This is a genomic window from Mesorhizobium sp. L48C026A00 (assembly GCF_000502375.1).
In the GTDB taxonomy this organism is placed as follows: domain Bacteria; phylum Pseudomonadota; class Alphaproteobacteria; order Rhizobiales; family Rhizobiaceae; genus Mesorhizobium; species Mesorhizobium muleiense.
In genome coordinates this window covers 163,578-190,175 of sequence record NZ_AYWU01000002.1, presented here as the reverse complement: position 1 = coordinate 190,175, position 26,598 = coordinate 163,578, and the positions used below count along the sequence as shown (strand labels likewise).

Genomic DNA, 26,598 nt, shown 5'->3' with positions numbered 1-26,598 from the left:
CAAGCCTGGTTGCAGCACCGCACTGGAATCGGTGTTTTTTTCAATCCGTCTCCGTCTACCCGATCTTGCCGGAAACGACACCTCTGCAACACGCGCCAACGAGAGCCGCAGCATGACGTCAAATGACGAACGCCCGCCGAATTTTCTCCGCCGGCTGTTCTGGCTCGGCGTTTTCATCGTCGTGCTGTTTGGCCTCTACAGCGCCGGCTGGTTCTACCTGGCAGACAAGGTCAAGAGCGAAGCCGGCAAAGCGGTGGCCGAGTTCAACGGCAATGGCATCGAGGCGGACTGCGTCAATCTCACGGTCAGCGGGTACCCCTTAAGCTTCGCCGTTACCTGCGACAGCCTGGCTTATCAGGACGACAGCAGGAACGTCGCCGCCTCGCTCGGCAGCCTCAAAGCAGTCACGCACATCACCCAGATCCTGTCCCCTGGCGCCGACCTGCAGGGGCCGCTCAGGACCTCCGTGCCGGGGATGGCGCCGCTGTGGATCGACTGGGATAATCTGCGAGCGAACGTCAAACTGTCCTGGCCCCTGCCCCAGCGCGTTTCACTGGAGGCAGAGGCTCTGTCAGCCCAGACCGATCCCGCCGATGGCACAGACCCGGTCGAGCTGTTCAGCGCTGGGACAGCGGTCGGAGAATTGCGTCCGAACGGCCAGGACATCGACTATGCCGGGGGTTTTACCGATCTCGAAATCGATCCGGGCGCGATCGATGGCCGCGTGCTGCCGCCGCTCGACGGCAGCGGCGACGTGACGCTGAGGAACGGCGTGGCGCTGATCAAGACACAAACAGAGAGCCTGCGCGGTCAGGCGGTGGATATCGGCAAGCTCGATCTGTCGTCGGGAAGCGCGCGCGTCACCGTTTCCGGGCCGGTCTCGGTCGATGCCGACGGGCTGATCGACGCCGATTTGATGATCAGGTTCAGCGATCCGAAGGCGGTGGCGGAAATCCTCGGCAAAGCCATTCCCGAGCAGAAGAGCCAGATCAAAACCGGCTTTGCCGGGCTGGCGCTGCTTGGCAACGAACCGTCGATGCCGCTCAAGATCGTCAAGGGCAAGGCCTCGCTCGGTTTTATCCCTCTGGGCAGCATCAAGCCGGTTGATTAGGCGATGATTGCGAACCTCCAGTTCGGAAAGACCATGGCCAAACAGGAAGATAGATGAACCGCCCGGTGAAGCTCCTGAGTGTTGGCGCGCTGACGCTCGATACGATCCTTCGCGTCGACACGCTTCCGGCGCGTCAGGGCAAGTTCATCGCGTCCGACGGCGTCCAGATCGCCTCGGGCATGGCTTCGAGCGCGGCCTGCGCCGCACGCCGCCTCGGCGCGGAGGTATCGCTGTGGGCGAGCGCGGGAGACGACCTCGTCGGCGATCAGCTGGTCGCAGGCATTGAGGCCGAAGGCGTCGATTGCAGCTTTGTCCGGCGCGTCGCCGGCGCGCGGTCGGCACTGTCGGCCATCCTGGTCGACACCAATGGCGAGCGCATTATTGTTCCATTCTATGACAAGCTCGCGCAGGCCGACCCCGAAGCGCTCCCCATTCAGGATCTCACCGCATTCGACGCCGTCCTGGTCGACGTGCGCTGGCCGGGCGCGGCAGCTCTGGCCCTGACGGCGGCGCGCGCAAACGGCCGTCCAGCCATACTCGATGCCGACACCGCGCCACGGGCCGTGCTGGAACGGCTGTTTCCGCTCGCCTCGCACATCGTCGCGTCGGAGCCGGCGGCGTTCATCCTCTGCGGCGAGGAGCGAGGCCCGCAGGAGGCCTGTGAAGCGCTGGCCAGACGCACCGATGCATTCGTAGCGGTGACCGGCGGCGCAGCGGGAAGCTGGTGGTTCGACCGTTCGGTGGCGTCGGTGCACCACGTCGCCGCGCCAAGGATCAAGGCAGTGGATACGCTTGCCGCCGGCGACGTGTTTCATGGCGCCTTTGCCGTCGGGCTGGCCGAGGCCATGCCGATCGAACGGACATTGCGCTTTGCCAGCGCCGCCGCCGCGCTCAAATGCCTGCGCTTCGGCGGCAGGCTGGGCGCGCCGGACAGGGCCGAGACACTGGCGATGATGGCGGCTCACTGGCCGGATTGAGCGCGAGGCGGCCTTCAAATCGGATGGTACCGCCGCTCTATCTTTTGCTTGAGCATCGGATTTCACCTAAAACCGGTTCGGGTCCGATGCTCTATCCCTTGGCCGGATGCTCGACTGCCTGCCGGCCAAAGTCCGGCACGTCGATGTCCTGGCCGGCCTCGATGATCGAGCGGCGCACGGCGCGGGTGCGGGTGAACAGGTCGAACAGCTTTTCGCCGTCGCCCCAGCGGATCGCCCGCTGCAGCGAGGCCAGATCCTCCGAGAACCGCGCCAGCATTTCGAGGATGGCATCCTTGTTGTGCAGGCAGACGTCCCGCCACATCGTCGGGTCGGACGCGGCAAGGCGCGTGAAGTCGCGAAAGCCGGAGGCCGAATATTTTATGACCTCGGACTTGGTCACCGACTCCAGATCGTCGGCGGTGCCGACGATGTTATAGGCGATGATGTGCGGCAGGTGCGAGACGATGGCCAATGTCATGTCGTGATGCTGGGGATCCATCGTGTCGATGTTGGAGCCGCAGCGGCGCCAGAATTCCGAGAGCCTTTCCAGCGCCTCGGGATCGGTGCCGGGTAGCGGCGTGAAGATGCACCAGCGGTTTTCGAACAATTCGGCAAAGCCGGCGTCCGGGCCCGATTTTTCAGTGCCGGCCAGTGGATGGCCGGGAATGAAATGCACGCCGGCAGGCACATGCGGCTGCATCTGCGCGATGACCGACGCCTTGGTCGAGCCGACATCGGTGAGGATCGCGCCCTGCTTCAGCGCCGGTGCGATTTCCTCGGCGACCTCGCCTGAAGAACCGACCGGCACCGAAACGATGACCAGGTCGGCATCGCCGACCGCCTCTTTCGCATCAGTCGTGTAGGAGGAGCCGAGGCCGAGTTGCTTCGCCCGCGCCAGCGTCGTTTCGCTGCGCGTCGAGATGGCGACGTGACCGGCAAGGCCTTCCCGATGGATGACGCGGGCCAGCGACGAGCCGATCAGGCCGATGCCGACCAGCGCGATCTTTTCGAACATCGGTGATGTCATGGTGTTCTAGCTTTTCAGAAATGTCGCGAGGGCGGCGACAACGCCGCGATTGGCCTCTTCGGTGCCGATGCTCATGCGCAGCGCATTTGGGAAGCCGTAACCGGAAACGCGCCGCAATATGTAGCCGCGCGCACAGAGGTAATCGTCCGCGGCTGCCGCAGAATGTTTTTTGTCCTCGGGAAAGTGGATGAGGACGAAATTGCCGACGCTCGGCGTCACCCGCAGTCCGAGCCTGGTCAATTCCTCGCTGACCCAGGTCAGCCAGGTCTCGTTATGCGCCACGCTTCGCTCGACATGGGCGCGGTCGCGGATCGCGGCAATGCCGGCCTCGATTGCCGTCGCGTTGACGTTGAAGGGACCCCGCACCCGGTTGATCGCATCGATGACATGCATCGGCGCGTACATCCAGCCGATCCGCGCACCGCCAAGGCCGAGCTTGGAGAAGGTGCGGGTCATAACCACGTTTTCCGCACCAGCCACCAGTTCGACGCCGGCTTCATAATCGTTGCGGCGGACATATTCGGCATAGGCTGCATCCAGCACCAGAAGCACGTTTCGAGGCAGGCCAGCATGCAGGCGGCGCACCTCCTGGAACGGCAAATAGGTGCCGGTTGGGTTGTTGGGATTGGCGAGGAAAATGATCCGCGTACGCGGCGTCACCGCAGCGAGGATCGCATCGACGTCGGCGCGCTCCTTGGTTTCCTTGACCGAGACCGGGACAGCACCTGCCGACTGGATGTAGATCTTGTAGACCATGAATCCGTGTTCGGTGATCACAGCCTCGTCGCCCGGCGCGAGATAGGTCTGCGCAAGCAGGCCCAGAATCTCGTCGGAACCATTGGAACAAACTATGTTCGCCGGGTTGAGGCCATGCACCTCGGCGATCGCCTCCCGCAGGCGCCTGGCGGTGCCGTCGGGATATATGTCGAGCTTGGCCGCGACGTCGCGCGCGGCTTCTATTGCTTTCGGCGAGGGGCCGAGCGGGTTCTCGTTCGACGACAATTTGTGGACCTTGGCAACGCCGGCCGGCGCCGTGCTTTTGCCCGGCACATAGGCTTCGATGTCCATGATCCCCGCGCGGGGCGTTGGACGTGCCTGATCCGATACTTGGTTCATATTGCAAAAATCCGTCGAGAACGCTTCCGCTGCTCCAACGCGATGCGAATTTCGGATCCGCCACACTGGAAGCCGCCGCGGAAATACAAGCCGTGGCCTGGAATGTCGAGAGGCGGCAATGATCGGTGCGTGGCTGGCCGTTGACGGCGAGGCGCGCCGGTCCTAGAAGAAGGCGAAATCCCGTGGTGATTTGGCCGGTCGGCTTGCAGCCACGTTAAACAACTCGCTAAAGGGCCGTTTGCATCTTGTAACCGGCTTTGCGAAGGCAATGCCGGTTTTTTTGTTGTCCGCAGCCGGCCGGACAGTCGCATCGACCCGAAAATCTTAATCGACTTTCGGAAAACACGATGGGTTAATGTAAGAGGATGCGATGGTCGCGCTGCGCACGAAAAGAACCAACAACGAGGCCGACGAGCCGTCGAGCCCGGTGTTGCGGTTCGGCGCCGACAAGCCGCTCAAGCTCGATGCCGGCACGCTGCTGTCGCCGTTCCAGATCGCCTACAAGACTTACGGCACGCTCAACGACGCCCGCTCCAACGCCATCCTCGTCTGCCATGCACTGACCGGCGACCAGCATGTCGCCAGCACCAATCCAGTGACCGGCAAGCCGGGCTGGTGGGAAGTGCTGATCGGCCCCGGCAAGATCATCGACACCAGCCGCTTCTTCGTCATCTGCTCGAACGTCATCGGCGGCTGCCTCGGCTCGACCGGCCCCGCCTCGACCAATCCCGCCACCGGCAAGCCGTACGGGCTCGACCTGCCGATCATCACCATCCGCGACATGGTGCGGGCGCAGTTGATGCTGGTCGACCATTTCGGCATCGAAAAGCTGTTCTCGGTGCTCGGCGGCTCGATGGGCGGCATGCAGGTGCTGCAATGGGCGTCGAGCTATCCGGAGCGCGTTTTCTCGGCGCTGCCGATCGCCACCGGCGCGCGTCATTCCTCGCAGAACATCGCCTTCCATGAGGTCGGCCGGCAGGCGGTGATGGCCGATCCCGACTGGCATGGCGGCAAATATTTCGAGCAGGGCAAGCGTCCAGAAAAGGGGCTGGCCGTGGCGCGGATGGCCGCTCACATCACCTATCTGTCGGAGGCGGCCCTGCACCGGAAGTTTGGCCGCAACCTGCAGGACCGTGAAGCGCTCACCTTCGGTTTCGACGCCGACTTCCAGATTGAGAGCTATCTGCGCCATCAGGGCATGACCTTCGTAGACCGCTTCGACGCCAACTCCTATCTCTACATGACCCGGGCGATGGACTATTTCGACCTCGCCGCCGATCATGGCGGCCGGCTGGCCGACGCCTTTGCCGGCACCAGGACCCGTTTCTGCCTGGTCTCCTTCACCAGCGACTGGCTGTTCCCGACCGAGGAGAGCCGCTCGGTCGTTCACGCGCTGAACGCGGCCGGCGCCTCGGTGTCCTTCGTCGAGATCGAGACCGATCGCGGCCACGACGCCTTCCTNCGCCTTCCTGCTCGACGAGCCGGAGCTGTTCGCCGCCATCAACGGCTTCATCGCGTCGGCGGCCCGCGCCAGGGGGCTCAGCGCATGACCCCCAAAGATTACAGCCTGTTCGAACCGGCATCTTGCGCCAGGCATCAGCGCATGGCCCCGAAAAGTTGCAGACTTTTCGGATCAAGGTCATGCGCCAGTCAAGAGGCACGATCATGAGTGTCAACCACGCCCAGCGCGTCGACCTCGAAGTCGTCGCCGATCTCATCCCGCCGCAGTCGCGGGTGCTGGACGTCGGCTCCGGTGATGGCCTGCTGCTCGAATTGCTGCAGGCAACGAAGCAGGTCGACGGCCGTGGGATGGAACTGTCGCAGCGCGGCGTCAACGAATGCGTGGCACGCGGCCTGTCCGTCATCCAGGGCGACGCCGACAAGGACCTCAAATTCTATCCCGACAAGGGTTTTGATTTCGTCGTCCTGTCGCAGACCTTGCAGGCGACCCGCAACCCGAAGCTGGTGCTCGACGAGTTGCTCAGGATCGGCAAGCACGCCATCGTCTCCTTCCCCAATTTCGGCCACTGGCGGGTTCGCCTTTCGCTGTTCGTCGAAGGGCGGATGCCGGTGACCAAGGACCTGCCCTATTCCTGGTACGACACGCCCAACATCCATTTCTGCACCATCCGCGACTTCGTCAATCTCTGCGAAGAGCTCGGCGCAACGGTGGAAAAGGCAACCGCGCTCGACGCCAATGGCCAGAAAATCGGCCTGTCGATGCCATGGTGGTTCTGGAATTTCTTTGGCCAGCAGGCGGTGTTCCTGCTGAAGCGATAACGGCGACCCGTCGCTTCGGCCAGCCGGCCCGAGTCCGGAGACATCTGGGACTGATCGCCGTTCGTCGAGGTCTAACGATCAAGTTCCGGAAAATACGGATCGGAGAAAAACCGCCGACCGCGCTCGCCTTGCAAACAGTCGACCGGTGCTGCCGCGTCGACCGGGACGGACCCGGGATCGGCCCCGGGACCGGCATTAGGATCGGTAACACCGCTGACCTCGAGGACCAGCTTGCGGCGTATGGCGGTCACGAATTCCGAAGCGGCATAGACCGGCAGCACGAAGGAGCCTGGCCCGCCAGTGACGCACTCGGCATAGTATTGGTCGAGATGGCTGAAGCTGGGCGACGGGCTGATCAGGATCGGCAGGCCATTGATGACGATGCCCTTTGCTATCGCGGCGTCGCGTGTCGTGGCGACGGGCATCCCGATATTGTTGGGGCCATCGCCTGAGATGTCGATGACGCTGCGCGTCGCGTCGAAGGCGGCTCCATCCAAAAGCTTGGCGCCGAAGGCGAGCGCACTGGAAATCGAGGTGCCGCGAAAGCTCCTGAACGGGCGCGCCTCGATCTTGCCGGCGAATACCTCGGCGCTCTCGGCATCGTCGATGACCTGCCAGGCAATGACGGCGTCGTCGCGGACGGTGCCTGCCCATTCGAAATAGGCCAGCGCAATGCGGCCGTTCACGCCCGAACGCACCGCATTGATGAAGTCGGGGTGGCGCAGCGCCTTGACATAGCCGGCGCGCTGCAGGGCGAATTCCTTTTCGTCCATCGAGTGCGAGATGTCGACCGCCAGCACCAGTTCGACGTCCACGGCAATGGTGTCGGCAGGCGCGGCCAAAGGTGCTGCCTGGGCACGGGCAAGGCAGGCAAGCAGGCAGACGCAGGTCGCCCAAAAGCGCGCAGCGGTTTTGGGGTAACGACAAGCATCGAAGCAAAGACTCAAAGCGTGTCGCATGAATCCAACGCCGCAGGCTTCCGAACGATGCCGGCAATCTTTCGCCGCGATCACGGCAAAATAAAGCTTACGGCCGGCTATGCCTGTTGGTGGGCTTTGGCGACGGCCGGGGGTGGTTCGATCGCGCCGGCCCTGACGCGGACTGGCTTGAGAGCCGGTCGCTCGACGTCTTTCACGATCGCCAATGAGCGCGGGAAGAATTCGATATTCTGCTGGCCACGGCCGATATTGAGGATCGCGGCGTCGGCAAGACGCGCCTCCAGCATCGACAGCACCCGCCGCAGCGTCGCGCCGTCGAACGTGTCCAAAGCCTCATCGATGATCACCCATTTCGGCTGCCGCAAGACCAGCCGGGCAAAGGCAAGCAGGCGCTGCTCGTCATCGCTCAATTCGCGCTCCCAGCGCGCCGACCGGTCGAGCGAGGATGACAGCCGCCCGAGACCGACCTCGGCAAGCACCGCCGAGATCTCGGCGTCGCTGACCGCGGCATCGGCGTGGTCGAGCACCTCGCGCAGCGTGCCGAGCGGGAAATAGGGTTTTCGGGGAACGAAGGCCGGCACCTCTCCGGCCGGCATGCCGATCCGCCCGCTTCCCCACGGCCACAGACCGGCAATGGCGCGGAAGAACAGCGTCTTGCCGGCGCGCGGATCTCCGGTGATCATGACGCGCTCGCCGGCGCGGATCTCGACATGGGGCTCGGCGAGCTTGGTGCATCCATCCCGCGACGCAATTTCGAGCTTGTCGAATGTCAGCCTGCCGTCCGGATTTTCGCCGAACTCGATGCGCCTCTCGCTGTGGTGGAGCACATCCGTTTCGGCAAGCGCGATGCGGAAATCGGCGACGCGCATCAGCGTGGCGCGCCAATCGGCGATGCCGCCGATATTGTTGATGAACCAGCGCAACGAGGAATGCACCTGGTTGAAGGCGCCGACAGCCATCATCAGCCCGCCGAAGCTGATGTCACCGGCGAAATAGACCGGCGCGGCGACGAGGATCGGCGCGACGACAGTGATCCAGCCATAGGTGTCGGTCACCCAGGAAAGATTGATCTGGGCGCTGTAGATGCGCCGCATCGCGCCCAGCACCGTGCCGAGGTCGAGCTCAAGCCGCCGTCGCGCGTCGGCCTCGCCGTGCGCAAGCGCGATGGCATCGACATTCTCGTTGACGCGGACCACCGAGGAGCGCAGCTCCGCCTCGCGCGTATAGCGGTCGCTGTTGAAGCGGATGAGCGGCCGTCCGACCAGCCAGCTCAGCCAGGAGGCGGTGCCGGCATAGAGGATTGCGGCCCACACCATGTAGCCCGGAATCGCCAGCGAATAGCCGCCGACATGGAAGACGAAGCCGGAAGACAGCGACCAAAGGACGCCGACGAACGAAACAAGCAGAATGAACGACTGCAATAGCCCTATGCCGAGACCTGTCGAAAGATCGGAGAGATGCCCGGCATCCTGCTGCAGGCGCTGGTCGGGGTTGACGCCGATGGCGCCGGCGTTGGCGAGCCGGAAAGCCCGCGCCGGCCGCATCCATTCACCGATCAGATCGACGGTCAACGCCTCACGCAGCTTCAGCCGGATCGTCTGGTCGAGCCAGGTCTGGCCGACATTGAGCACCACAAGCCCGCCGGCGATGGCGGAAAACACCAGAAGCTGGTGCAGGAAACCCTGCATGTCGCGCCGAGCCAGCGCGTCGTAAAAGGGCTCGTTCCAGCGATTGAGCAGAACCTGCCCGATCGAGGTTGCCACAATGACGGCGACTATGCCGAGGCAGGCCCAGAGCAGTTGTTTGCGGATCGGCGACTTCGCCAGCGCCAGCCTGATTGTCGCCAGCTGGTCGCGCAGGCTGCTAGCTTCGACCGACGCGGCAATCGGCTTGGCGCTGGCCTCGAAATCCGGATGATCAGCCATTGATGAAGACCCTTCGCAAGCGGTGCTGAAACCGGTGAGCAAGTCGACTCAATCGGGTAGCAAACCCGCCCACGACAGATAGGTGGGAAAAAGCGTGATTCCGATCACGAAAACGTCATCGACGGCCCGGCGACGGCGCGTTCCCGGTCGGCGATATCCGGCCGAGCCTTGTGGCGCCATGCGGCGAGAAAACCGGCACGAAGACGCGGCGAGAGGCGCGCTGGACGACCGGCACACCCTGATAGAGCCGCTTCTGCGCCTCGACGACGATGACGCCGGAAAAGATCGGCCAGAACCTGCGGCCGGCGCGCTCCAGCACATTGTGGAACCGCATCATGAAGCGTCGCCGCGATGGCGGGAAGAACAGGGCGTCGGACCAGGCCGCGGGCGTGAAATTCGCTTCGCGCAGCAATTCGGTGAGCTGGCCGCGCGAGAAAGGCCGGCCGCTGCCGAACGGCGTATGCTCGAAACGGGCCCAGACACCGCGCCGGTTGGGCACGACGATGACGACGCGGCCTGCGGGCGACAGCACCCGCCAGATTTCGTTCAGCGTCTCGCGCGGGTTCTCGGCATGTTCGAGTGAATGGACGAGCAGCATGCGGTCGATGGAGGCATCGACCAACGGCAATTCCTCATCGAAGACCAGCGCGGTCGCGGTCGGCCCGGTGGCCGGCCAGACCACCGCGCCTTGTGTCGCCGGCATGAAGGCAAAGACACGTTCGGCATCGGTGCCGAACCGCTCCAGCCACGGCAAGGTGTAGCCGAGGCCGACCAGCCGCTCATTGGGCACGACAGCCCATATCGAGGACAACGCCATGGTGATCGAGCGTTCGGCCAATCGCCCGAGCGTGGTCGAATAAAAGGAGCGAAGGTCGACGATATCGGAATGCATGCGCGGCACGCTATCTTCGATGCTGTCCAAGTTCAACAAAGGCGCCCAGTTCTACAAAGACGGATGACATCCGCGGGCAAGCGCCCTATGTCTGCGGCGACTGCTGCATCGGCCAGAAATCGGTTTCGATTTCGGAAGACACGATGCAGCAGGTAAAAAGTGTCAGAAGCGTCCTTTGTGCGTCCAACTGGACGCGCGGCGCTCTCGTGGAGAGATGCGATGCCGGTTGAAATCGAACAATTCATGTGCCGCAGCGACAATTTCGGCGTGCTGGTGCATGACCCGAAAAGCGGCCAGACCGCGATCATCGACGCGCCCGAGGAGGCGCCGATCCTGGCTGCGATCGAGCGCACCGGCTGGACGCCGACTATGATCCTGACCACCCACCACCATGTCGACCATGTCGAGGCCAATCTGGCGCTGAAGGAGCGCTTCAAGCTGCGCATCGTCGGACCGGAAGCGGAAAAGGCAAAAATCCCCGGCATCGACGAAACCGTCGAGCAGGGTTCCGTCATCCACCTCGGCGAGGAGAGGATCGACGTGATCGCCACGCCCGGCCACACGGCGGGCCATGTCTCCTATCATTTGCCGGAGTCGAAAGTGGCGTTCACCGCCGACACGCTGTTCGCACTCGGCTGCGGCCGGCTGTTCGAATGCAAGCCGCCGGTGATGTACGATTCGTTGAAGAAGCTCGCGGCGCTTCCGGCCGAGACGGTCGTCTATTGCGGCCATGAATACACGCTTTCCAACGCCCGCTTCGCGCTGACCGTCGACCCGACCAATTCGGCATTGAAGGAGCGCGCCGCGAAAATCGAAGCGCTGCGCGCCGACGGCAAGCCGACGCTGCCGACCACGATCGGTGAGGAACTGTCGACCAATCCGCTCCTGCGCTGGCACGATCCGGCAATCCGCAAGCATCTCGGCATGGAGAAGGCCTCCGACGCCGAAGTGTTCGCCGAAATACGCAAGCGCAAGGATAATTTCTGAGCACCGTTGATGGTCTGGCATCCATGAAGGTCTGAGGAAAATGACCAGTCCCGCCGAAATCATCGCGGCGCTCGGCCTGAAACCGCATCCGGAAGGCGGCTGGTATGCCGAGACCNCCGAGACCTTTCGCGATGGCGCGGAAGGCGCTCGCGGCCATTCGACCGCGATCTATTTCCTTTTGGAGCAGGAGCAAGTGTCGGCCTGGCACCGCGTCAAGGACGCCGCCGAGGTCTGGCATTTCTATGCCGGCGCCCCGCTGGCACTGTCGATGCATCGGGAAAACGGGCCGGTGATCGAGCAGGTGCTCGGCACGGCATTGGCGGCGGGCGAGCGGCCGCAGATCGTTGTGCCGGCAGGCTGGTGGCAGTCGGCGCGCAGCCTGGGCGAGTGGACGCTGGCCGGCTGCACCGTGGCGCCGGGCTTCGATTTCGCCGCCTTCGAGCTGGCCGAACCAGGCTGGAGTCCTAGCCCAGCAGGAAACCCATCGTGATCGCCAGCTGGGCGGCATAATACAGCACCCAGACCGCGCGGCGCGTCCAGATACGGTGCGGCGAGATGGCGGTCAGCAGGAACTTTTCCGCGGCGAGCAGCGCGTCGGACGCCATGAACAGCACGGCGCCGACGACGACCCAGAAATTGCTCAGGGTCAGCGCCGAAATGCCCATGGCAAAAATTGTCGCGATATAGACGCTGATGGGAAGGCGCAGGGCGGGGCCGACACGGCGCCAGAGCGCAAAAAGCATGGCGAGCGCCAACACGGCCATTGCCACGGCAATCGCCGCGCGCCACGGCTCGGCCGAGAGCAGCCCGACCCCCTCGCCGGAGCGCAGGAACAGCGCGATGTAAAGCCCATGCGCCACGAGAAAACTGGCCAGCCCGCCGACAAAAGCCTTTTCACCGTCGCGCGACAGAAATGCGTCGCCGATGGCGCTGAGCGCCAGCGCCGCGATGAGCAGCCACGGACCGCCCTGCAGCGATGCCAGCACGGTGAGCATTGCCACGGCCAGCGTCTTGACCGCGGAACGCGCAAGCTTCGGCGGCATGTCGATGGTGAAGGCGTAGATCACCGCGGCGGCCAGCGAAAACAGCAGCGTCGCAGTGGCGTCGGCGTCGATGCCGCCGGGAAACGGCATCACGCCCCTGCCTCGCTCGCAGCCCTCTTGCGCAAGAACAGCGATTTCGCCGCAAGCGCTGCGCCGCCGGTGATCAGCACGCAGGCGGCGAGGATGCGCAGGGACGGCTCGGCGAAGCCGGCTGATATCAGCACCAGCGTCGACAGCAGCGGCGCGGCATAGCTTGCCGCGCCCAGCACCTGGATGTTGCCGCGCTTGACGCCGATATCCCAGGCGTAGAAGGCCGCGCCCACCGGCATCAGGCCGAGGCCGAGCACGGCCAGCCACTGGCCGGCGCCGACAGGCAGCACCGTCTCTTCCAGCATCAGATGGCAGACAAGCGAAAGCGCTGCCGTGGCCGCACAGAACCAGGTGACGATGCTGGTCGGCACCGACGGAAAGCGGCGCGACAACAGCGAATAGGACGCCCACAGCACGGCGCAGAGGCCGGCCATCGCATAGCCGAAGGCATAGCGCGCGTCGAAGGCAAGCCCGCCGCCCTTGGTGACGATCAGAAAAGTGCCGGCAAGGCCAAGCAGTGCGCCGACGACATGGTTCCAGGCCAGCCGCTCGCCCGGCATCAGCGCCGATCCGAGCACGATGAGCAGCGGCCACAGATAGGCGATGAGGCTCGCCTCCACCGCCGGCGCGTTGCGCAGCGCAGTGAAATAGAAGAAGTGATAGCCGAACAGGCCGGCAATGCCGATCAGCCAAACTTGCGGCGGTATCTTCTCGCTCCCGGCGGTGGCCGGCATGAACAGCCGCGCGACGAGCCCGACGCCAGTGCCGATCGTGAAGGTGATCGCCGAGAGCAGGAATGGCGGCACCGCGCCGGAAGCGTCCGTAAGCAGCGCCAGCAGCGCCCACATGGCGACCGCCGAGAAGCCGATCAGTGTTGCGCGCCCCATGTCCGTCTCCGGCGGCGCGCGATCGCGCCTATTCTGTCGCTTCGAACCGCTCCGCGCTGACGGTGAGGGTGCCGATTTTCGTGCCGACCGTGGCGTGGATCGGCGCATATACGCCGGTTTGGCCGACCGGTGCAAACGTCACCATGATGCGGCTGCGCTTTCTCAGGTAATCCAAGGATTTGCGGTTCTTGCGATAACCGGCCACCGGCTCAAAATCCAGCCGGCAAGTGACAGTATCGCCGTTGTAGCCGCGCACCGAGGTCGAGCCTTTCGACTCGTAGGTCAGCGTCAGATCGGCGCGCATCTCGCCGTCATAGAGCTTCACCGTGCGCCCGCAGACCTTGTCGAGGCTATCGGCATGGATGACGGTGGCGGCCATTGGATCGAGCACCGAGGCGAGATGGCTGGCGGCCAGCGGTATCCATTTCTTGGAATTGCGCTTCTTCGGCGCAGGCACGACCTTGGTCGCGGTAACAGTGCCGTTGGCGAACTGGATATCGATCATCGATGCCTTGTCGCCCGATTTGTAGTCGGCGCGGAACGCCTGCGGCTGCAATTGCTTGCCCAAAATCTTGCCCTTCGACGAGACCGTGCCACGCGTGTCGTCGAATATTGTGGCGAGGCCGGCGCTGGAGACGCTGCCTTCGATCGAATAGGTATCGCCTTCGTAACTGCTGGAAAAGCTTGCCTTGGCGACCGAGAAGCCGTGGACCGAAACCGTATACTCGCCCTTGAAGGATTGTTGCGTGGCGGCAGAAATTGCCGTCGGCAGCGCCACGGCGAGCGATGCAAGGAGAGCATGAGACGAACGAAGCATGGCGGGATCGATCCTCGATTTCAGCAGAAGCGCGCAACTCCAGCCTGGCATCTCCTTGTGCGACCGCTTATAGACTGAATTTCGGCCTTTATGTGAAAGACGTCGTCACACCCGGGCGCAAGCCGGAGCTTGACGCATCGCCGAAATGCAACTATGGAACGCCAACTTTTTCCATAAGGCCGCCTGACCGAAACCGCGTGCCACCCGGCGCGGGTTGAATGTTTGGCCAGACCGAGAACTGAAGGTTTAGAACCATGTCCCGCACCTGCGAACTCACTGCCAAGGCAGTCATGTCCGGCAACAATGTGAGCCACGCCAATAACAAGAGCAAGCGTCGCTTCCTGCCCAATCTCGTCAATGTGACGCTGATCTCGGAAGCGCTGAACCAGAATGTGCGCCTGCGCATTTCGGCCAACGCGCTGCGTTCGGTCGAGCATCGCGGCGGCCTTGATGCGTTCCTGGCCAAGGCCGACGCCAAGGAGCTGTCGCAGCGCGCGCGGCTGCTGAAGAAGCAGATCGCCAAGAAGCTCGCCGAACAGCCGGCTGCTTAATTTTTCAGGCAGCCGCCTTCGGCATCGGACCGAAAAGTGCGAAGCGGTTTTCGGAGAAATCCGATGGCCAAACAGCAATGGAGTGTCGTCCGAACTCGGCATGACACCCCGCTGGTTCCATTACCCAGGATAAAAAAATGAGCTTTTTCTCCCGATATCTGCCCTTTGTTGCGGCCATGGCGCTTGTCGTGGTGGCGTCGAACGTCCTCGTGCAGTTCCCGCTGCAGGGTGCAGTCGGCGGCCTGTCGCTGGCCGACATTCTGACCTGGGGCGCCTTCACCTACCCGTTCTCCTTCCTGGTCACCGACCTTGCCAATCGCCGCTACGGCCCGGCTGTGGCGCGCCGGATCGTGTTTGTCGGCTTCACGGCGGCAGTGATCTGCTCGGTCGTCATCCCGCCCTTGCTGTTCCGCTACGGCCTGATCGAATTCGAAACGGCTGCCGACCGGCTGGTGCGCATTGCGGCGGCTTCCGGCACCGCGTTCCTGATCGCGCAGCTGCTCGACGTGACCGTGTTCAACCAGTTGCGCCGGCAGAGCTGGTGGCGGGCGCCGATCGTCGGCACGCTGGTCGGCTCGGTGTTCGACACCGCGGTGTTCTTCACGATCGCCTTTTCGGCGGCTTTCGCCTTCGCTGGCCCGAACGATGGCTTTGCGCTCGAAACCGCGCCGCTGATGGGCGTGCTGCCGGTCGAGGCCATGCGCTGGGTGTCATGGGCGCTCGGCGACCTCGGCGTGAAGCTGATCATAGCCGTGGTGGCGCTGATCCCCTACCGGCTGCTTGCCGCCCGCTGGAGCCAGCCGGCACTGGCGGCATAGAGCATGATCCCAAAAGTGGGAACCGGTTCGGAAAAGATCATGCTCACAGGTTCTCAAGCATGATCCCATGGGTCCAACTCGATACCGCGAAAACGCCTGACGGCGACCATGAGCTCCGCCTGAAACAACGCGGCGCCGAGTTCTCGATCATGCTCGGCTCGAACGAGCTGATGAACAGCCGCCTCAGCGGTTCTGAGGAAGCGCTGGCGAGGCTGTCCTGCCACAGGATTTCCGGCCGCCGGCAGCCGAAAATCCTGATCGGCGGGCTGGGCATGGGTTTCACGCTGCGCGCCGCGATTGCCGAGCTTGGCGCCGATGCCGGCATCGTTGTCGCCGAGTTGGTGCCCGCCGTGGTGGCGTGGGCGCGCGGCCCGATGGCCTCGCTGTTCGGCGGCTGTCTCGACGATCCGCGCGTGACCATTCGCGAGGCGGATGTCGGGCAGATCATACGATCGGAAGCCTCGGCCTGGGATGTCATCCTGCTCGACGTCGACAATGGGCCGGAAGGGATCGTCCACAAGGCCAACGATGCTCTTTACAGTATAGCCGGGCTGATCAGCGCGAGAGCAGCGCTCAAGCCCGGCGGCGTGCTGGCGGTCTGGTCGCAGGGATCCGACAGCGGTTTTACCCGCAGGCTCAAGCAGGCGGGCTTCGCGGTCGAGGAGGCCAAGGTGCGAGCCAATGGCAGGCGCGGGGCACGCCACGCCATCTGGATAGCGACCAACGGACCCCGGCCTGCCGCAACCGGCGCCAAGCTGTAGCCTGTTATCGGCCGTTCTTTGCCGACCGCCTCTCAATCCTCGTGCAGCAGAAATTCCAGATACAGGTTACGCTGCAGCATCGAGTGGTTGTCGTCCGAGACCAGCGAAACCATCAGCGCGCCGTCGTCGCGGGTCCAGACGTCGAGCCCTTCCATATTGTCGATCTGGTAGCCCATGTCGGCTTCCATCAGCACCGGCCCGTCGGCAACGGTGCCCCTCTCGACGCTTTCGCCATAGATGCGCCGCAGCCGCATCTTGACGCCGCCGGCCATCGAAAAGCTGCGCTCCAAAAGCAAGAGGTCGCCGTCCGGCAGGAAGGCGCCGTCGGCAATGTCGAAATTGCCGTTGCGCTTGACTGTGAAGACGCCCTTGTGCTGCCCTTCGATAACAGCCGCATAGATGTTGCCTGATTTGTCGAGGCTCTTTTCCGACACCACGACCAGCCCGCCTTGGTGCTGGCCGTCAGGATTGGCGTGGGTGACGGTCTCAAAGCCGCGATTGCGGCGAAGCTCCCAAGCTAGAATCAGGAAGTCCAATTGCCTGAACTGCGGCTTCATGTCGTCCGGGTCTATTCTGAACTGGGCGACACGGTGGTTGCGCTCGAAGCCGACCGTGGCAATGCCGTCCTTGAGCGCAAGGCCTTCGGCGTCGACCTCCCATTTCTCGTCGATCAGCTGGCCCGCCTCGTCGGCCATCTGCTGCATACGGAAATTCCGGATGCCGGATGGGCGCTTGTCGGCATCATGGGTGACGGTGCCGAAGAACCAGAAACCGGTGTCGGCGACGCCGATGAAATCACTGCCGGGCTTACGGAAGCGAAACGCCGACAGCGCGCCGAAATCACGTGACGGCGAGGTCATTTCCAGCCCGCCGACGAATTCGAGCGGGCCGAACCGCTTTTCGTCACCGCCGATATGAAACCGGTCTATCGGCCGTGCCGAGATTTCGATCGGCTCGACCGAAGCGGTGCCGGCAGCGATGGGAGGCGACAAGGCGATGCCGGCAACGAACAGCGCTGTGGCGGCGAAAAGCGTCTGCCGAAAGCCGCCCCGCGAAAAAATCATCCGGCGCGCCGCATGCCGCCGCGTCGCGTGTCGCGCATGCTTTCCTCGCCAAACAGCGAGGCCAGTTGCTCGGTCATGGCGCCCGCCAGTTCCTCGGCATCAACGATGGTGACGGCGCGGCGATAGTAGCGGGTAACGTCGTGGCCAATGCCGATGGCCAGGAGCTCGACCGGCGAGCGTGTCTCGATCAGTTCGATGACGGCCCGAAGATGCCGTTCGAGATAGTTGCCCGGATTGACCGACAGCGTCGAATCGTCGACCGGCGCGCCGTCCGAGATCATCATCAGGATCTTGCGCTGCTCCAGCCGGGCGATCAGGCGGTTGTGGGCCCACAGCAGCGCCTCACCGTCGATGTTTTCCTTGAGCAGGCCCTCGCGCATCATCAGGCCGAGATTGCGCCGCGCCCGCCGCCATGGATGGTCGGCGGATTTGTAGATGATGTGGCGCAGATCGTTGAGCCGCCCAGGATTTGGCGGCTTGCCTTCCTTCAGCCATTTCTCGCGTGCCTGCCCGCCCTTCCAGGCGCGGGTGGTGAAGCCGAGGATCTCGACCGAGACGCCGCAGCGTTCCAGCGTGCGCGCCAGAATGTCGGCGCAGGTGGCGGCGACGGTGATCGGCCGGCCGCGCATCGAGCCCGAATTGTCGAGCACCAGCGTCACCACCGTGTCGCGGAATTTGGTGTCGCGCTCCTGCTTGAAGGACAGCGGCTGCATCGGGTCGATGACGACGCGCACCAGCCGCGCCGGATCGAGATAACCCTCTTCGAGATCGAAATCCCAGGACCGGTTCTGCTGCGCCATGAGGCGGCGCTGCAGCCGGTTGGCCAGCCGGCCGACGACGCCGGACAGGTTGGCAAGCTGCTTGTCGAGGAAGGCGCGCAGCCGATCCAGTTCTTCCTCTTCGCACAGATCCTCCGCACCCACCGTCTCGTCGAAGGCGGTGGTGAAGACCTTATAATCGATCTCCTTCGACAGATTGGTGAAGGGATTGTCGTTGCGGCGCGCCTCGCCGGGTGTCTCGGCATCGGCGTCGTCATCGTCGGACAGGTCGTCGGCGGTAGCATCGGATGCCTCCGTCTCGGCCGATTGCTCGTCGTCGGACGACGCCTCGGTATCGTCCGACTGCGACTGCTCGGAGCCGGAATCGTCTTCGCCGCCCTCCTCGCTCTGGTCCTCGCCTTGCGGCTGGTTTTCATCGTTGTCTTCGGAGTCTTCGGTCTCCTGGTCGTCACCGAGTTCCTCGGCCATTTCCATGGAAGCCAGCATCTCGCGCACGACACGGGCGAAGGCCTGCTGGTCGTCGAGCTTTGCCGACAGTCCGTCGAGATCGGCACTTGCCTTCTCCTCGACCCAAGGGCGCCAGAGGTCGACCAGCCGCTCGCCGCTCTTCGGCACGGCGCGGCCGGTCAGCTTTTCGCGCACCATCAGGGCCAGCGCTTCCTCGATCGGCGCATCGGCCTTGTCCTTGACATCGATGAGGTTGGCCCTGGCGTATTTGTCCTCGAGCATCGAGCCGATATTGTCGGCCACACCCTGCATGGCGCGCGAGCCGATCGCCTCGACGCGGNACGCGGGCCTGCTCGACCGCATCGTAGATGGCGCGGGCCTGTTTGCCCTCCGGCGCCAGCCTGGTGTGGATGCGCGTGTCGTGGCAGGCGCGCTTCAGCGCCATGGAATCGCCGAGCCCTCGGGTGATGGCGATGTCGGCCTTCGAGGCTTTCTTCGGCAGTTCAGGCAACCGGGCGCGGCTGCCGGCGAGCGCCGGCCGATCCTTGGCGAAACCGACCTCGAGGTCCTTGTCGCCGGCAATCGCGCGCATGCAGACGGTGACGGCGCGCTTGAAGCTGTCGGCTTCAGACCCCGTCTTCGACTTGTTGCGCGTGTTGTCGCCCGGACCCGCCATCGATCATTCCCCGACGCATGACCCCGAAAATCGGAAACGATTTTCGGAAAGGATCATGCGCGAAATCAAAGTTCTACAGCGTCCGTCGCGCGTCCAATTGGACGCGCGGCGCTGTAGCGCACGACCTTGTCCGAAAAGCGTTGCGACTTTTCAGAGCCATGCTTAGCCCAGAACCACGTTGGCGGCGCTCTCCGGCAAATCCTGGCCGAAGGCGCGCTGGTAGAACTCGGCCACGAGCGAGCGTTCCAGCTCGTCGCACTTGTTGAGGAAGGTCAGCCTGAACGCCATGCCGATATCGCCGAAGATCTCGGCATTCTCAGCCCAGGTGATGACCGTGCGCGGACTCATGACGGTCGACAGGTCGCCATTGATGAAGGCCGAACGCGTCATGTCGGCGACACGCACCATCTTGCTGACGATCTCCTTGCCCTTGGCATCGCGATAGTGCTTGGCCTTGGCCAGCACGATGTTCACCTCATTGTCGTGCGGCAGATAGTTCAGCGTGGTGACGATCGACCAGCGGTCCATCTGCGCCTGATTGATCTGCTGGGTGCCGTGATAGAGGCCGGTGGTATCGCCGAGACCGACGGTGTTGGCGGTCGAGAACAGCCGGAACGCCGGATGCGGGCGGATGACCCGGCTCTGGTCGAGCAGCGTCAGCCGGCCGGACGATTCCAGCACGCGCTGGATGACGAACATCACGTCCGGGCGGCCGGCATCGTACTCGTCGAAGCACAGCGCGACATTGTGCTGGTAGGCCCAGGGCAGGATGCCGTCGCGGAATTCGGTGATCTGCAGCCCTTCCTTGACGACGATCGCGTCCTTGCCGACGAGGTCGATGCGGCTGACATGGCTGTCGAGATTGACGCGCACCATAGGCCAGTTGAGACGGGCGGCGACCTGCTCGATATGCGTCGACTTGCCGGTGCCGTGATAGCCCGACACCATGACGCGGCGGTTGTAGGCAAAGCCGGCGAGGATCGCCATCGTCGTGTTCTTGTCGAACAGATAGTCGGGATCGATGTCGGGCACATGCTCGCTCGTCACCGAATAGGCCGGCACCACCATCTTGGAGTCGAAGCCAAATTTCTCCTTCACCGGCACGGTGGTATCGGGCAGGTTGGCGATGTCGCGATCGACCTTGTTCATCTTTATCAACGTCTCCACGGGCGAAGCGCCTGATTTCGCCGGCAATCGAATTTGTCCGGGGGCGGTCTTAGAGCCTTTTCCAACCTTATGAAAGTTGGAAAGCGACACGAACCGTAAGGTCGCTCAGCACAATCCTGCCTGCTTGAGCACGCGATAGGCCTGGAGCACATCGCGGAACCGGTCTTCCGAACCTCTGTCGCCGCCATTCGCATCCGGATGGTGGCGTTTCACCAGTTCCTTATACCGCGCCTTGATATCCTTGCCAGTCGCCTTTGTATCAAGGCCAAGCGTTTCCAGCGCCTTGGCCTCAAGCGGCTTGGCCTTGCGCTCACGCGCCTCGCGCGGATCTTTTGGGCCTTTGAACAAGTCGAACGGATCGCGCATGCGGTTGTAGTAGCCGGCGCGGCCGGAACGCTGCTGCGCGAAATCGGGCGAGGAGCGCGTCGAGGCGCCGTTGACGCCCATCTTCCATGTCGGCCGGTGGCCGGTCATCGCTTCCTTCTGGAAGCGGGCGATCTCGGTGTCGGGGACACCGGAGAAATAATTGAAGCCCTTGTTGTACTCACGCACATGATCGAAGCAGAACTGAAAATACTCGCCCTCCTTCATGCGCCCGACCGGCGCCCGATGGGTGCCGGCCTCCTTGCAACCGTCCCACTGGCAGATCGGCGAACGAGACTTCAGCTCCGCATCCTTCTCCGGGCGGATGCGAATTTTCTCGAAATATTTGGGGTACGGTTTCATCTCACCCATTTATGGGCTGTTCGCCGGTGCGAAACAAGAATTGACATTTTCGCGATGATCGCCCTAACCGCTGAATCGCGGCATAAAGCGGGCGATCGGCGAATTTTGTCGCGACGGCGGCGCCGCGCGTCCTTCCGGACGCGCAAACGGCACCGATTTTCGGGGGTCATGCGCCAGCCATATGTGGTGAAGGGAAGTACGAATGTCCATACAGTCGACGATGGAAGGCAAGTTGAAGAAGGCGTTTTTGCCGGAGCGACTGGTCATCATAAACGAAAGCCATCTGCATGCCGGCCATCACCATCAGGACTCCGACCATCACGGAATCTATGACGGCACCGGTGAGACGCATTTCCGCGTCCGCATCGTCTCCTCAGCCTTTGCCGGCATGAGTCGCATCGAGCGCCACCGCGCGGTCAACGCATTGCTGGCCGACGAATTGAAGGCTGGTGTCCATGCGCTGGCGATCGAGCCGGCCGCGCCGGACGAAAAGACCAGGTGGTAGACCTCAGACGAGCGCTGCCTTCAGGAAAATCATCACCGCACCGGTCAACGCGTCGCCTTCGTCGCCGAAATCGCGATTGATCGACATGTGCGAATAGGCGCTGCCGTCGAACAGTGTCACCTCCGTTCCGGTCGCCTGCAGGCGACCGGCGAAGGCCCGTGAGGCTGCCGCACGACCCGCTGCGCGCGAATAGGCGATGAAGGTCGCCGGATGTTTGCGGCTCCCGACATGGGTGGCCGGCGACAGCGTTCGCCACTGCGCCGGGTCGGGAAAGGCCTTTGCATAGGCCCGTGTCATGCCGCCGCTCCTCGCAAGCGCCTCCAGGTCATAAGCCCTGGTATCGTTCAGAACCAGCGCCGCGACGCCGGGCAGACCGCCGCGCAGCCCGGTCAGTGCGGCGAGATGGCTGCCGGCCGAATGGCCCATCACCGCAATCCGGTTCGGATCGCCGCCGTATCTGGCAATGTTGGCGTGCACGTAGCGATAGGCCTGCTCGACATCGTTGGCCTGGGTGGCGACATCAGCCTCAGGCAGCATCCGGTAGTCGATCGAGACGAAGCAGAAGCCATTGTCAAGCAGGAAGTCCGGCTTGACGTCGACGTTGGTGCGATTGCCGGCTCGCCAGGCACCGCCATGGATGAAAACGATCACAGGCAGGGAGCTTGCGCCGGCGCGCGCGTAGATGTCGAGCCTGGCCGGACCGTAGTCGATAGTTTGCGGAGATGGCGAAAGCCGGCGCGACGCCGCCGAAGCCCTGGCCGTCAACAAAGCCATCGACGTCAAAAGCAGGGTTCGCCGATCGATCACCGTCACCTCCAGACAGCCCGGTCGAAAGTGCACGCCGGCGCGGCGAACGTCCAGGATTGATTAGCCGCGAAAGAACCTATCAGAACTAAATCTCGCCGGCCGGCCTGATCCTCAGCCTTGCAATCCGGTTCTTGTCGCGCTTCATGACGACGAAGCGCTTGCCGTGAAAGGTGAAAGCCTGCTTCTCGTCCGGGATCAATTGCGTCTCGTGGATGACGAGACCGGCAATGGTGGTGGCTTCTTCGTCCGGCAGGTCCCAGTCGAGCGCGCGGTTCAGGTCGCGGATCGACACAGTGCCGTCGACGACGACGGAGCCGTCGGCTTCCTGCTTGACGCCCTGCATGTCGATATCGTGCTCGTCGGCGATCTCGCCGACGATCTCCTCGATGATGTCCTCCAGCGTCACCAGCCCCTCGACCTCGCCATACTCGTCGACGACGATAGCGAAATGCGCCTTGCGCCGCAGGAAGGCGTTGAGCTGTTCCTGCAGCGTCGTGGTATCGGGCACGAACCACGGTTTTGAAGCGATCTTCATCACATCGATCTTGGAAAAGTCGTTGCCGACATCGTTCAACGCGCGCAGCAGGTCCTTGGCGTGCAGCACGCCGACGATGTTGTCGAGCGAGCCCTTCCACAAGGGCATGCGGGTATGCGGGCTCTGCAGGATCTCGCGCACTACCGCTTCCGGCGGATTGTCGGCATTGACCGAGCGCATGTTGGTGCGATGGACCATGACATCGGACACTTCGAGCTCATCGAGATCGGATAGGCGACCGATGCGGGCGCGATCCTCGCGCACCACCTGTCCGTCGCGACGAAAATCGTCGACGGCGCCCCGCGATTCATCATGGTTCGAATGCTGCGGCTCGATGCGCTGCAATTCATAGCCGAAGGCGGCGAGCAGGCGCGCGCGAAAGGCAAAGGCAAGCAGGCCGAGCCCGGCAAGGACAGCAGCGACAATCCAGCCGGCCTCGTTCATCCCGGTCGGCCTCTCGGCTGACCCGGTCGGCCTCCCGGCCGACCCGGGCGGCTGTTCTGCTGACCCGGATGGTTCTCCCTCATAAACGACAGCACTTCCGACGCCGGCACATCCTTGGCGATGAAGGCCTGGCCGATGCCGCGCGTCAGGATGAAGGTCAGCGCGCCGCGCGACACCTTCTTGTCCTGGGCGATAAAGGCAAGCAGCGCCTCGGCGTCAGGCAATTCACCCGGAATATCGGCCACGCGCCAGGGCAGGCCAACGGTGCGAAGATGCGCCTCGACGCGCGCCGCATCGTCGGGACTTGCCAGGTTGAGGCGTGACGAAAAGCGATAGGCCAGCGCCATGCCGATGGCGACGCCCTCGCCGTGGACGAGACGGGCGCTGTCATACCGGGTGGCAGCCTCGAGCGCGTGGCCGAACGTGTGGCCGAGATTTAGCAGCGCGCGGTCGCCGGTCTCGAACTCGTCGCGGCCGACGACATCGGCCTTGGCGCGGCAGGCCTCGGCGATGGCCTCGGTCCGCTGCGGGCCGCCGGCGAACACCTTGCCCCAGTTTTCCTCCAGCCACGCGAAGAAGTCGGGGCGATCGATGAGCCCGTACTTGGCGAGTTCGGCGTAACCCGCCCGGAATTCCCGGATCGGAAGCGTGTCGAGCACTTCGGTGTCGGCCAGCACCAGTTTCGGCTGATGGAAGACGCCGACGAGGTTCTTGCCGCGCGCACTGTTGATGCCGGTCTTGCCGCCGACGGAAGAGTCGACCTGCGCCAGCAGCGAGGTCGGGATCTGCACGAAATTCATGCCGCGGCGCACGATGCCGGCGGCAAATCCGGCCAGATCGCCGATGACACCGCCACCGAGCGCGACGACGACATCGCCGCGTTCCAGTCTTGCGGCGAGCACGCCGTCCACCACCTCTTCGAGATGCGCGAAACTCTTGGTCTTTTCCCCCGCCGGCAGCGTGATGACGGCGGGCCGAATGCCGCCCTTTTCAAGGCCGGCCCTCAACGTCTCAAGGTGGGCGGCGGCGACATTGACGTCGGTGACGACCGCGGCGCGCGTGCCGGGCAGGCGGCGCGAAATCTCGGTGCCGGCGCGCAACAGCAGGCCGGAGCCGATCAATATGTCATAGGCGCGATCGCCGAGCCCGACTTCGACGGTGACTGTCGCATTGCTGCTCATGAGCCCACCTCGCCTGTCGCGGCTGCCACGCCGAAATACCCGCAAAGCGCGTTCACCACCTCGGCGGCGATGACCTCCTTGCGATCGTCGCGGGTCGGCACGGTAACATCGGCGCTTGCGTAGACCGGATAACGCTCGGCCATCAACCGCTCGATCACTGCACGGGGATCGGCGCTTTTCAGGAGCGGCCGGTTCTGCTTCTTGGAAACGCGGTCCATCAACAGGTCGATCTCGGCCTTCAGCCATACCGACACGCCATGGCCGGCAATGGCCTCCCGCGTCGGCGCGCTCATGAAGGCGCCGCCGCCCGTCGACAGCACCTGCGGGCCGTGTTCCAATATGCGCAGGATGACGCGCTGCTCCAGCGCCCGGAACTCGGGCTCGCCATAGCGTTCGAACAGTTCCGGGACGCTCATCCGCGACACGCTTTCAATTTCCTGATCACTGTCCATGAAAGGCAGTCCCAGCATCCCCGCCACCTTGCGGCCGATTGCCGTTTTGCCGGCGCCCATAAGACCGACAAAGACGATGGAACGGCTGCCCAGCCGGCCGAGCAGCGCGGCATGGCTCTCATCGGGAGGATTGGCGGGCAAAGCGTTCATGACACCATGATGTTTCTAAGCAGGTCCGCAAAAGTTGTCCCACGGTTTTGCGACAGAACCTGCGACAAGCCAAAGAATCCAGGCAGGCATTTTCTGGCTAGCCCGTGAATGCCTGCTTAGACCCCTCTTTGCCGGCGTATCGACATCAAAAGCCTGATTGCGTCAAGCGTGGCGCCGCCGCACGTCGTCCGCGCTTCGCCCTTGAATTGGCCGGATTGGCGTCTCATAAGGCACTGGGTTTGGAAACGCAGAACAACAAGACGGGCGAGAATTGATGCCGACACTGTTCCGCTTTGTCGTGACGCTCACGATTCTGGCCGGCATTGTCTATGGCGCGATGTTCGCTCTGGCGATGTTCGTCGAGCCGAGAAAGGCCGAAATGAGCGTGCGCATCCCTCCTGAAAAGCTGAACCCCAAAAAAAATGACCCGAAGCAATGAACAGCGCGGCCCGCATCGAAGCCTTTCTGGAAATGATGAGCGCCGAGCGCGGCGCTGCCGAAAACACGCTTTCCAGCTATCGCCGCGACCTCGAAGACGCGTCAGCCGAGATCGACGGCGGGCTCGCTGGTGCCGCCGCTGCCGATATTCGCAACTATCTCGACGAGATAGCCGCACGCGGCTTTGCCGCCACCTCGCAGGCACGCAAGCTGTCGGCGATGCGCCAGTTCTTCAAGTTCCTCTACGCCGAGGGTCTGCGCGGCGACGACCCGACCGGAACCCTGGACAGTCCGAAGAAGGGCCGGCCGCTGCCGAAGACGATGAGCGAGGCCGACACCGGCCGGCTGATCGACCGAGCGGCGCAGGAGGCAGCTGACGCCTCGCTGAACGATGGCGACGGCCTGGCGGCGCTACGTCTGCATGCGCTGGTCGAGGTGCTCTACGCCACCGGCCTGCGGATTTCCGAACTGGTCGGCCTGCCGGTGACGGTGGCGTTGCGCGACGATCGTTTCTTCATGGTGCGCGGCAAGGGTGACAAGGAACGCATGGTGCCGCTATCGGCAAAGGCGCGCGTGGCCATGCGGGCCTGGCTCGCTGCCCGGACAACGGTGCCGGCTTTAGCGGATAGCCCGTTCCTGTTTCCGGCGGCAAGCGACAGCGGCTATCTCTCCAGGCAGGTCTTCGCCCGCGACCTGAAGGGCCTTGCCGCGCGGGCCGGCATCGCCTCGGCGAAAATATCGCCGCATGTGCTGCGCCATGCTTTTGCCAGCCATCTCTTGCAGAACGGCGCCGATCTCAGGGCCGTGCAGCAGTTGCTTGGCCATGCCGATATTTCAACGACGCAGATTTACACACATGTTCTGGAGGAGCGGCTGGTGCGGCTGGTCAACGATCATCATCCGCTTGCCGACTAGGCGTCATATCGCTATGTGAGGACGACGTTCCACCGCCCGGAGCCTCTATTTTCCAGGTTCCGTCAGTCATTGCCTCCCGGCTTATCGGTCCG

Annotated in this window: 26 protein-coding genes, 2 pseudogenes and 1 riboswitch; of the genes and pseudogenes, 12 read left to right on the top strand and 16 right to left on the bottom strand. The window is 63.6% G+C overall.

Annotation, left to right across the window (positions count from 1 at the left end; translation table 11 throughout):
- The first annotated feature begins 112 nt into the window (after nucleotides 1-112).
- Both X738_RS48025 and X738_RS48020 read left to right on the top strand, forming a co-directional pair.
- Nucleotides 113-1,111 (top strand): DUF2125 domain-containing protein, encoded by a 999-nt coding sequence (locus X738_RS48025; protein ID WP_023797201.1) that lies wholly within the window; start codon nucleotides 113-115, stop codon nucleotides 1,109-1,111.
- A gap of 53 nt (nucleotides 1,112-1,164) precedes the next feature.
- Nucleotides 1,165-2,088, top strand: a complete 924-nt coding sequence (locus tag X738_RS48020; RefSeq protein ID WP_023797200.1) for a sugar kinase — start codon at nucleotides 1,165-1,167, stop codon at nucleotides 2,086-2,088.
- A gap of 91 nt (nucleotides 2,089-2,179) precedes the next feature.
- On the opposite strand, the gene X738_RS48015 is transcribed toward X738_RS48020, so the two are convergent.
- Complete coding sequence (locus tag X738_RS48015) at nucleotides 2,180-3,115, bottom strand: prephenate/arogenate dehydrogenase family protein (RefSeq protein ID WP_023797199.1); 936 nt, start codon at nucleotides 3,113-3,115, stop codon at nucleotides 2,180-2,182.
- Nucleotides 3,116-3,121: 6 nt separating this feature from the next.
- Nucleotides 3,122-4,231 carry a histidinol-phosphate transaminase gene (gene hisC / locus X738_RS48010; protein ID WP_023797198.1) on the bottom strand — a complete coding sequence of 370 codons (1,110 nt, stop codon included), beginning with the start codon at nucleotides 4,229-4,231 and terminating at the stop codon, nucleotides 3,122-3,124.
- 172 nt (nucleotides 4,232-4,403) lie between these two features.
- Nucleotides 4,404-4,481, top strand: a riboswitch (SAM riboswitch).
- A gap of 120 nt (nucleotides 4,482-4,601) precedes the next feature.
- Between hisC and metX the strand changes: the two are divergent.
- Nucleotides 4,602-5,781, top strand: a pseudogene (metX, locus tag X738_RS48005) (homoserine O-acetyltransferase MetX).
- 115 nt (nucleotides 5,782-5,896) lie between these two features.
- Nucleotides 5,897-6,511, top strand: coding sequence for a methionine biosynthesis protein MetW (gene metW / locus X738_RS48000; RefSeq protein WP_023797197.1), 615 nt, complete (start codon nucleotides 5,897-5,899; stop codon nucleotides 6,509-6,511).
- Between the two features lie 71 nt (nucleotides 6,512-6,582).
- Here the strand turns inward: metW and X738_RS47995 are convergent, their stop codons facing one another.
- The 3 genes from X738_RS47995 to X738_RS47985 all read right to left on the bottom strand — a co-directional run bounded on the left by X738_RS47995 (nucleotide 6,583) and on the right by X738_RS47985 (nucleotide 10,266).
- Nucleotides 6,583-7,353 carry a DUF1194 domain-containing protein gene (locus tag X738_RS47995; RefSeq protein WP_245277581.1) on the bottom strand — a complete coding sequence of 257 codons (771 nt, stop codon included), beginning with the start codon at nucleotides 7,351-7,353 and terminating at the stop codon, nucleotides 6,583-6,585.
- Between the two features lie 194 nt (nucleotides 7,354-7,547).
- Nucleotides 7,548-9,374: an ABC transporter ATP-binding protein/permease gene (locus X738_RS47990; RefSeq protein WP_023797195.1), complete on the bottom strand. Its 1,827-nt coding sequence runs from the start codon at nucleotides 9,372-9,374 to the stop codon at nucleotides 7,548-7,550.
- Between the two features lie 115 nt (nucleotides 9,375-9,489).
- Nucleotides 9,490-10,266, bottom strand: coding sequence for a class I SAM-dependent methyltransferase (locus tag X738_RS47985; RefSeq protein ID WP_023797194.1), 777 nt, complete (start codon nucleotides 10,264-10,266; stop codon nucleotides 9,490-9,492).
- 219 nt (nucleotides 10,267-10,485) lie between these two features.
- Between X738_RS47985 and gloB the strand changes: the two genes are divergently transcribed.
- Both gloB and X738_RS47975 read left to right on the top strand, forming a co-directional pair.
- Entirely contained in the window at nucleotides 10,486-11,253 is a 768-nt protein-coding gene (gene gloB / locus X738_RS47980) for a hydroxyacylglutathione hydrolase (protein WP_023797193.1), read from the top strand.
- A gap of 40 nt (nucleotides 11,254-11,293) precedes the next feature.
- A complete protein-coding gene (locus tag X738_RS47975) occupies nucleotides 11,294-11,743 on the top strand; it encodes a cupin domain-containing protein (RefSeq protein ID WP_023797192.1) in 450 nt (149 codons plus the stop codon).
- Here X738_RS47975 and X738_RS47970 read toward each other — a convergent pair.
- Genes X738_RS47970 through X738_RS47960 form a run of 3 tightly spaced genes read right to left on the bottom strand, consistent with a single transcriptional unit; the run spans nucleotide 11,718 to nucleotide 14,090 of the window.
- Nucleotides 11,718-12,386, bottom strand: coding sequence for a lysoplasmalogenase family protein (locus X738_RS47970; RefSeq protein WP_023797191.1), 669 nt, complete (start codon nucleotides 12,384-12,386; stop codon nucleotides 11,718-11,720). The two genes, X738_RS47975 and X738_RS47970, sit on opposite strands and share 26 nt — an antisense overlap.
- Nucleotides 12,386-13,273, bottom strand: coding sequence for an aromatic amino acid exporter YddG (yddG, locus tag X738_RS47965; protein WP_023797190.1), 888 nt, complete (start codon nucleotides 13,271-13,273; stop codon nucleotides 12,386-12,388). The genes X738_RS47970 and yddG overlap by 1 nt, the downstream gene beginning before the upstream one ends.
- A gap of 28 nt (nucleotides 13,274-13,301) precedes the next feature.
- Nucleotides 13,302-14,090, bottom strand: coding sequence for a DUF3108 domain-containing protein (locus X738_RS47960; RefSeq protein WP_023797189.1), 789 nt, complete (start codon nucleotides 14,088-14,090; stop codon nucleotides 13,302-13,304).
- Nucleotides 14,091-14,344: 254 nt separating this feature from the next.
- On the opposite strand from X738_RS47960, the gene rpmB reads away from it, so the two are divergent.
- From rpmB to X738_RS47945, 3 genes are all read left to right on the top strand, one after another.
- On the top strand, nucleotides 14,345-14,641 hold the full coding sequence (gene rpmB / locus X738_RS47955) for a 50S ribosomal protein L28 (protein WP_023797188.1): 297 nt from the start codon (nucleotides 14,345-14,347) through the stop codon (nucleotides 14,639-14,641).
- 137 nt (nucleotides 14,642-14,778) lie between these two features.
- Complete coding sequence (locus X738_RS47950) at nucleotides 14,779-15,459, top strand: queuosine precursor transporter (RefSeq protein ID WP_023797187.1); 681 nt, start codon at nucleotides 14,779-14,781, stop codon at nucleotides 15,457-15,459.
- A gap of 59 nt (nucleotides 15,460-15,518) precedes the next feature.
- Nucleotides 15,519-16,220, top strand: a complete 702-nt coding sequence (locus X738_RS47945; protein ID WP_023797186.1) for a spermidine synthase — start codon at nucleotides 15,519-15,521, stop codon at nucleotides 16,218-16,220.
- Between the two features lie 32 nt (nucleotides 16,221-16,252).
- On the opposite strand, the gene X738_RS47940 is transcribed toward X738_RS47945, so the two are convergent.
- The 4 genes and pseudogenes from X738_RS47940 to X738_RS47925 all read right to left on the bottom strand — a co-directional run bounded on the left by X738_RS47940 (nucleotide 16,253) and on the right by X738_RS47925 (nucleotide 21,088).
- On the bottom strand, nucleotides 16,253-17,284 hold the full coding sequence (locus X738_RS47940; RefSeq protein ID WP_023797185.1) for an esterase-like activity of phytase family protein: 1,032 nt from the start codon (nucleotides 17,282-17,284) through the stop codon (nucleotides 16,253-16,255).
- A pseudogene (cobT, locus tag X738_RS47935) lies at nucleotides 17,281-19,186 on the bottom strand (cobaltochelatase subunit CobT). Before cobT ends, X738_RS47940 begins: the two are co-directional and overlap by 4 nt.
- A gap of 162 nt (nucleotides 19,187-19,348) precedes the next feature.
- A complete protein-coding gene (gene cobS / locus X738_RS47930; RefSeq protein WP_023797184.1) occupies nucleotides 19,349-20,335 on the bottom strand; it encodes a cobaltochelatase subunit CobS in 987 nt (328 codons plus the stop codon).
- Between the two features lie 123 nt (nucleotides 20,336-20,458).
- Nucleotides 20,459-21,088 carry a J domain-containing protein gene (locus X738_RS47925; RefSeq protein ID WP_036262308.1) on the bottom strand — a complete coding sequence of 210 codons (630 nt, stop codon included), beginning with the start codon at nucleotides 21,086-21,088 and terminating at the stop codon, nucleotides 20,459-20,461.
- 193 nt (nucleotides 21,089-21,281) lie between these two features.
- Here X738_RS47925 and X738_RS47920 point away from each other — a divergent pair, with 193 nt between their 5' ends.
- Entirely contained in the window at nucleotides 21,282-21,584 is a 303-nt protein-coding gene (locus X738_RS47920) for a BolA family protein (RefSeq protein WP_023797182.1), read from the top strand.
- A 3-nt stretch (nucleotides 21,585-21,587) separates the two neighbouring features.
- Here X738_RS47920 and X738_RS47915 read toward each other — a convergent pair whose 3' ends face one another.
- The 4 genes from X738_RS47915 to X738_RS47900 all read right to left on the bottom strand — a co-directional run bounded on the left by X738_RS47915 (nucleotide 21,588) and on the right by X738_RS47900 (nucleotide 25,153).
- A complete protein-coding gene (locus X738_RS47915) occupies nucleotides 21,588-22,391 on the bottom strand; it encodes an alpha/beta hydrolase (RefSeq protein WP_023797181.1) in 804 nt (267 codons plus the stop codon).
- Between the two features lie 85 nt (nucleotides 22,392-22,476).
- Nucleotides 22,477-23,370, bottom strand: coding sequence for an HlyC/CorC family transporter (locus tag X738_RS47910; RefSeq protein WP_023797180.1), 894 nt, complete (start codon nucleotides 23,368-23,370; stop codon nucleotides 22,477-22,479).
- Complete coding sequence (gene aroB / locus X738_RS47905; RefSeq protein WP_023797179.1) at nucleotides 23,367-24,551, bottom strand: 3-dehydroquinate synthase; 1,185 nt, start codon at nucleotides 24,549-24,551, stop codon at nucleotides 23,367-23,369. Before aroB ends, X738_RS47910 begins: the two co-directional genes overlap by 4 nt.
- Nucleotides 24,548-25,153, bottom strand: a complete 606-nt coding sequence (locus tag X738_RS47900; RefSeq protein WP_023797178.1) for a shikimate kinase — start codon at nucleotides 25,151-25,153, stop codon at nucleotides 24,548-24,550. Before X738_RS47900 ends, aroB begins: the two co-directional genes overlap by 4 nt.
- 274 nt (nucleotides 25,154-25,427) lie before the next feature.
- Here X738_RS47900 and X738_RS47895 point away from each other — a divergent pair, with 274 nt between their 5' ends.
- On the top strand, nucleotides 25,428-25,592 hold the full coding sequence (locus X738_RS47895) for a hypothetical protein (protein ID WP_023797177.1): 165 nt from the start codon (nucleotides 25,428-25,430) through the stop codon (nucleotides 25,590-25,592).
- The gene (locus X738_RS47890) at nucleotides 25,589-26,506 is read left to right on the top strand and encodes a site-specific tyrosine recombinase XerD (protein ID WP_023797176.1); all 918 of its coding nucleotides are present in this window, start codon (nucleotides 25,589-25,591) and stop codon (nucleotides 26,504-26,506) included. Before X738_RS47895 ends, X738_RS47890 begins: the two co-directional genes overlap by 4 nt.
- Nucleotides 26,507-26,598: the final 92 nt, after the last annotated feature.

Coding starts and splice junctions, on each gene's coding strand:
- X738_RS48025 (WP_023797201.1), top strand. CDS start 113: ATGACGTCAAATGACGAACGCCCGCCGAATTTTCTCCGCCGGCTGTTC.
- X738_RS48020 (WP_023797200.1), top strand. CDS start 1,165: ATGAACCGCCCGGTGAAGCTCCTGAGTGTTGGCGCGCTGACGCTCGAT.
- X738_RS48015 (WP_023797199.1), bottom strand. CDS start 3,115: ATGACATCACCGATGTTCGAAAAGATCGCGCTGGTCGGCATCGGCCTG.
- hisC (WP_023797198.1), bottom strand. CDS start 4,231: ATGAACCAAGTATCGGATCAGGCACGTCCAACGCCCCGCGCGGGGATC.
- metW (WP_023797197.1), top strand. CDS start 5,897: ATGAGTGTCAACCACGCCCAGCGCGTCGACCTCGAAGTCGTCGCCGAT.
- X738_RS47990 (WP_023797195.1), bottom strand. CDS start 9,374: ATGGCTGATCATCCGGATTTCGAGGCCAGCGCCAAGCCGATTGCCGCG.
- X738_RS47985 (WP_023797194.1), bottom strand. CDS start 10,266: ATGCATTCCGATATCGTCGACCTTCGCTCCTTTTATTCGACCACGCTC.
- gloB (WP_023797193.1), top strand. CDS start 10,486: ATGCCGGTTGAAATCGAACAATTCATGTGCCGCAGCGACAATTTCGGC.
- X738_RS47970 (WP_023797191.1), bottom strand. CDS start 12,386: ATGCCGTTTCCCGGCGGCATCGACGCCGACGCCACTGCGACGCTGCTG.
- yddG (WP_023797190.1), bottom strand. CDS start 13,273: ATGGGGCGCGCAACACTGATCGGCTTCTCGGCGGTCGCCATGTGGGCG.
- X738_RS47960 (WP_023797189.1), bottom strand. CDS start 14,090: ATGCTTCGTTCGTCTCATGCTCTCCTTGCATCGCTCGCCGTGGCGCTG.
- rpmB (WP_023797188.1), top strand. CDS start 14,345: ATGTCCCGCACCTGCGAACTCACTGCCAAGGCAGTCATGTCCGGCAAC.
- X738_RS47950 (WP_023797187.1), top strand. CDS start 14,779: ATGAGCTTTTTCTCCCGATATCTGCCCTTTGTTGCGGCCATGGCGCTT.
- X738_RS47945 (WP_023797186.1), top strand. CDS start 15,519: ATGATCCCATGGGTCCAACTCGATACCGCGAAAACGCCTGACGGCGAC.
- X738_RS47940 (WP_023797185.1), bottom strand. CDS start 17,284: ATGATTTTTTCGCGGGGCGGCTTTCGGCAGACGCTTTTCGCCGCCACA.
- cobS (WP_023797184.1), bottom strand. CDS start 20,335: ATGAACAAGGTCGATCGCGACATCGCCAACCTGCCCGATACCACCGTG.
- X738_RS47925 (WP_036262308.1), bottom strand. CDS start 21,088: ATGGGTGAGATGAAACCGTACCCCAAATATTTCGAGAAAATTCGCATC.
- X738_RS47920 (WP_023797182.1), top strand. CDS start 21,282: ATGTCCATACAGTCGACGATGGAAGGCAAGTTGAAGAAGGCGTTTTTG.
- X738_RS47910 (WP_023797180.1), bottom strand. CDS start 23,370: ATGAACGAGGCCGGCTGGATTGTCGCTGCTGTCCTTGCCGGGCTCGGC.
- aroB (WP_023797179.1), bottom strand. CDS start 24,551: ATGAGCAGCAATGCGACAGTCACCGTCGAAGTCGGGCTCGGCGATCGC.
- X738_RS47900 (WP_023797178.1), bottom strand. CDS start 25,153: ATGAACGCTTTGCCCGCCAATCCTCCCGATGAGAGCCATGCCGCGCTG.
- X738_RS47895 (WP_023797177.1), top strand. CDS start 25,428: ATGCCGACACTGTTCCGCTTTGTCGTGACGCTCACGATTCTGGCCGGC.
- X738_RS47890 (WP_023797176.1), top strand. CDS start 25,589: ATGAACAGCGCGGCCCGCATCGAAGCCTTTCTGGAAATGATGAGCGCC.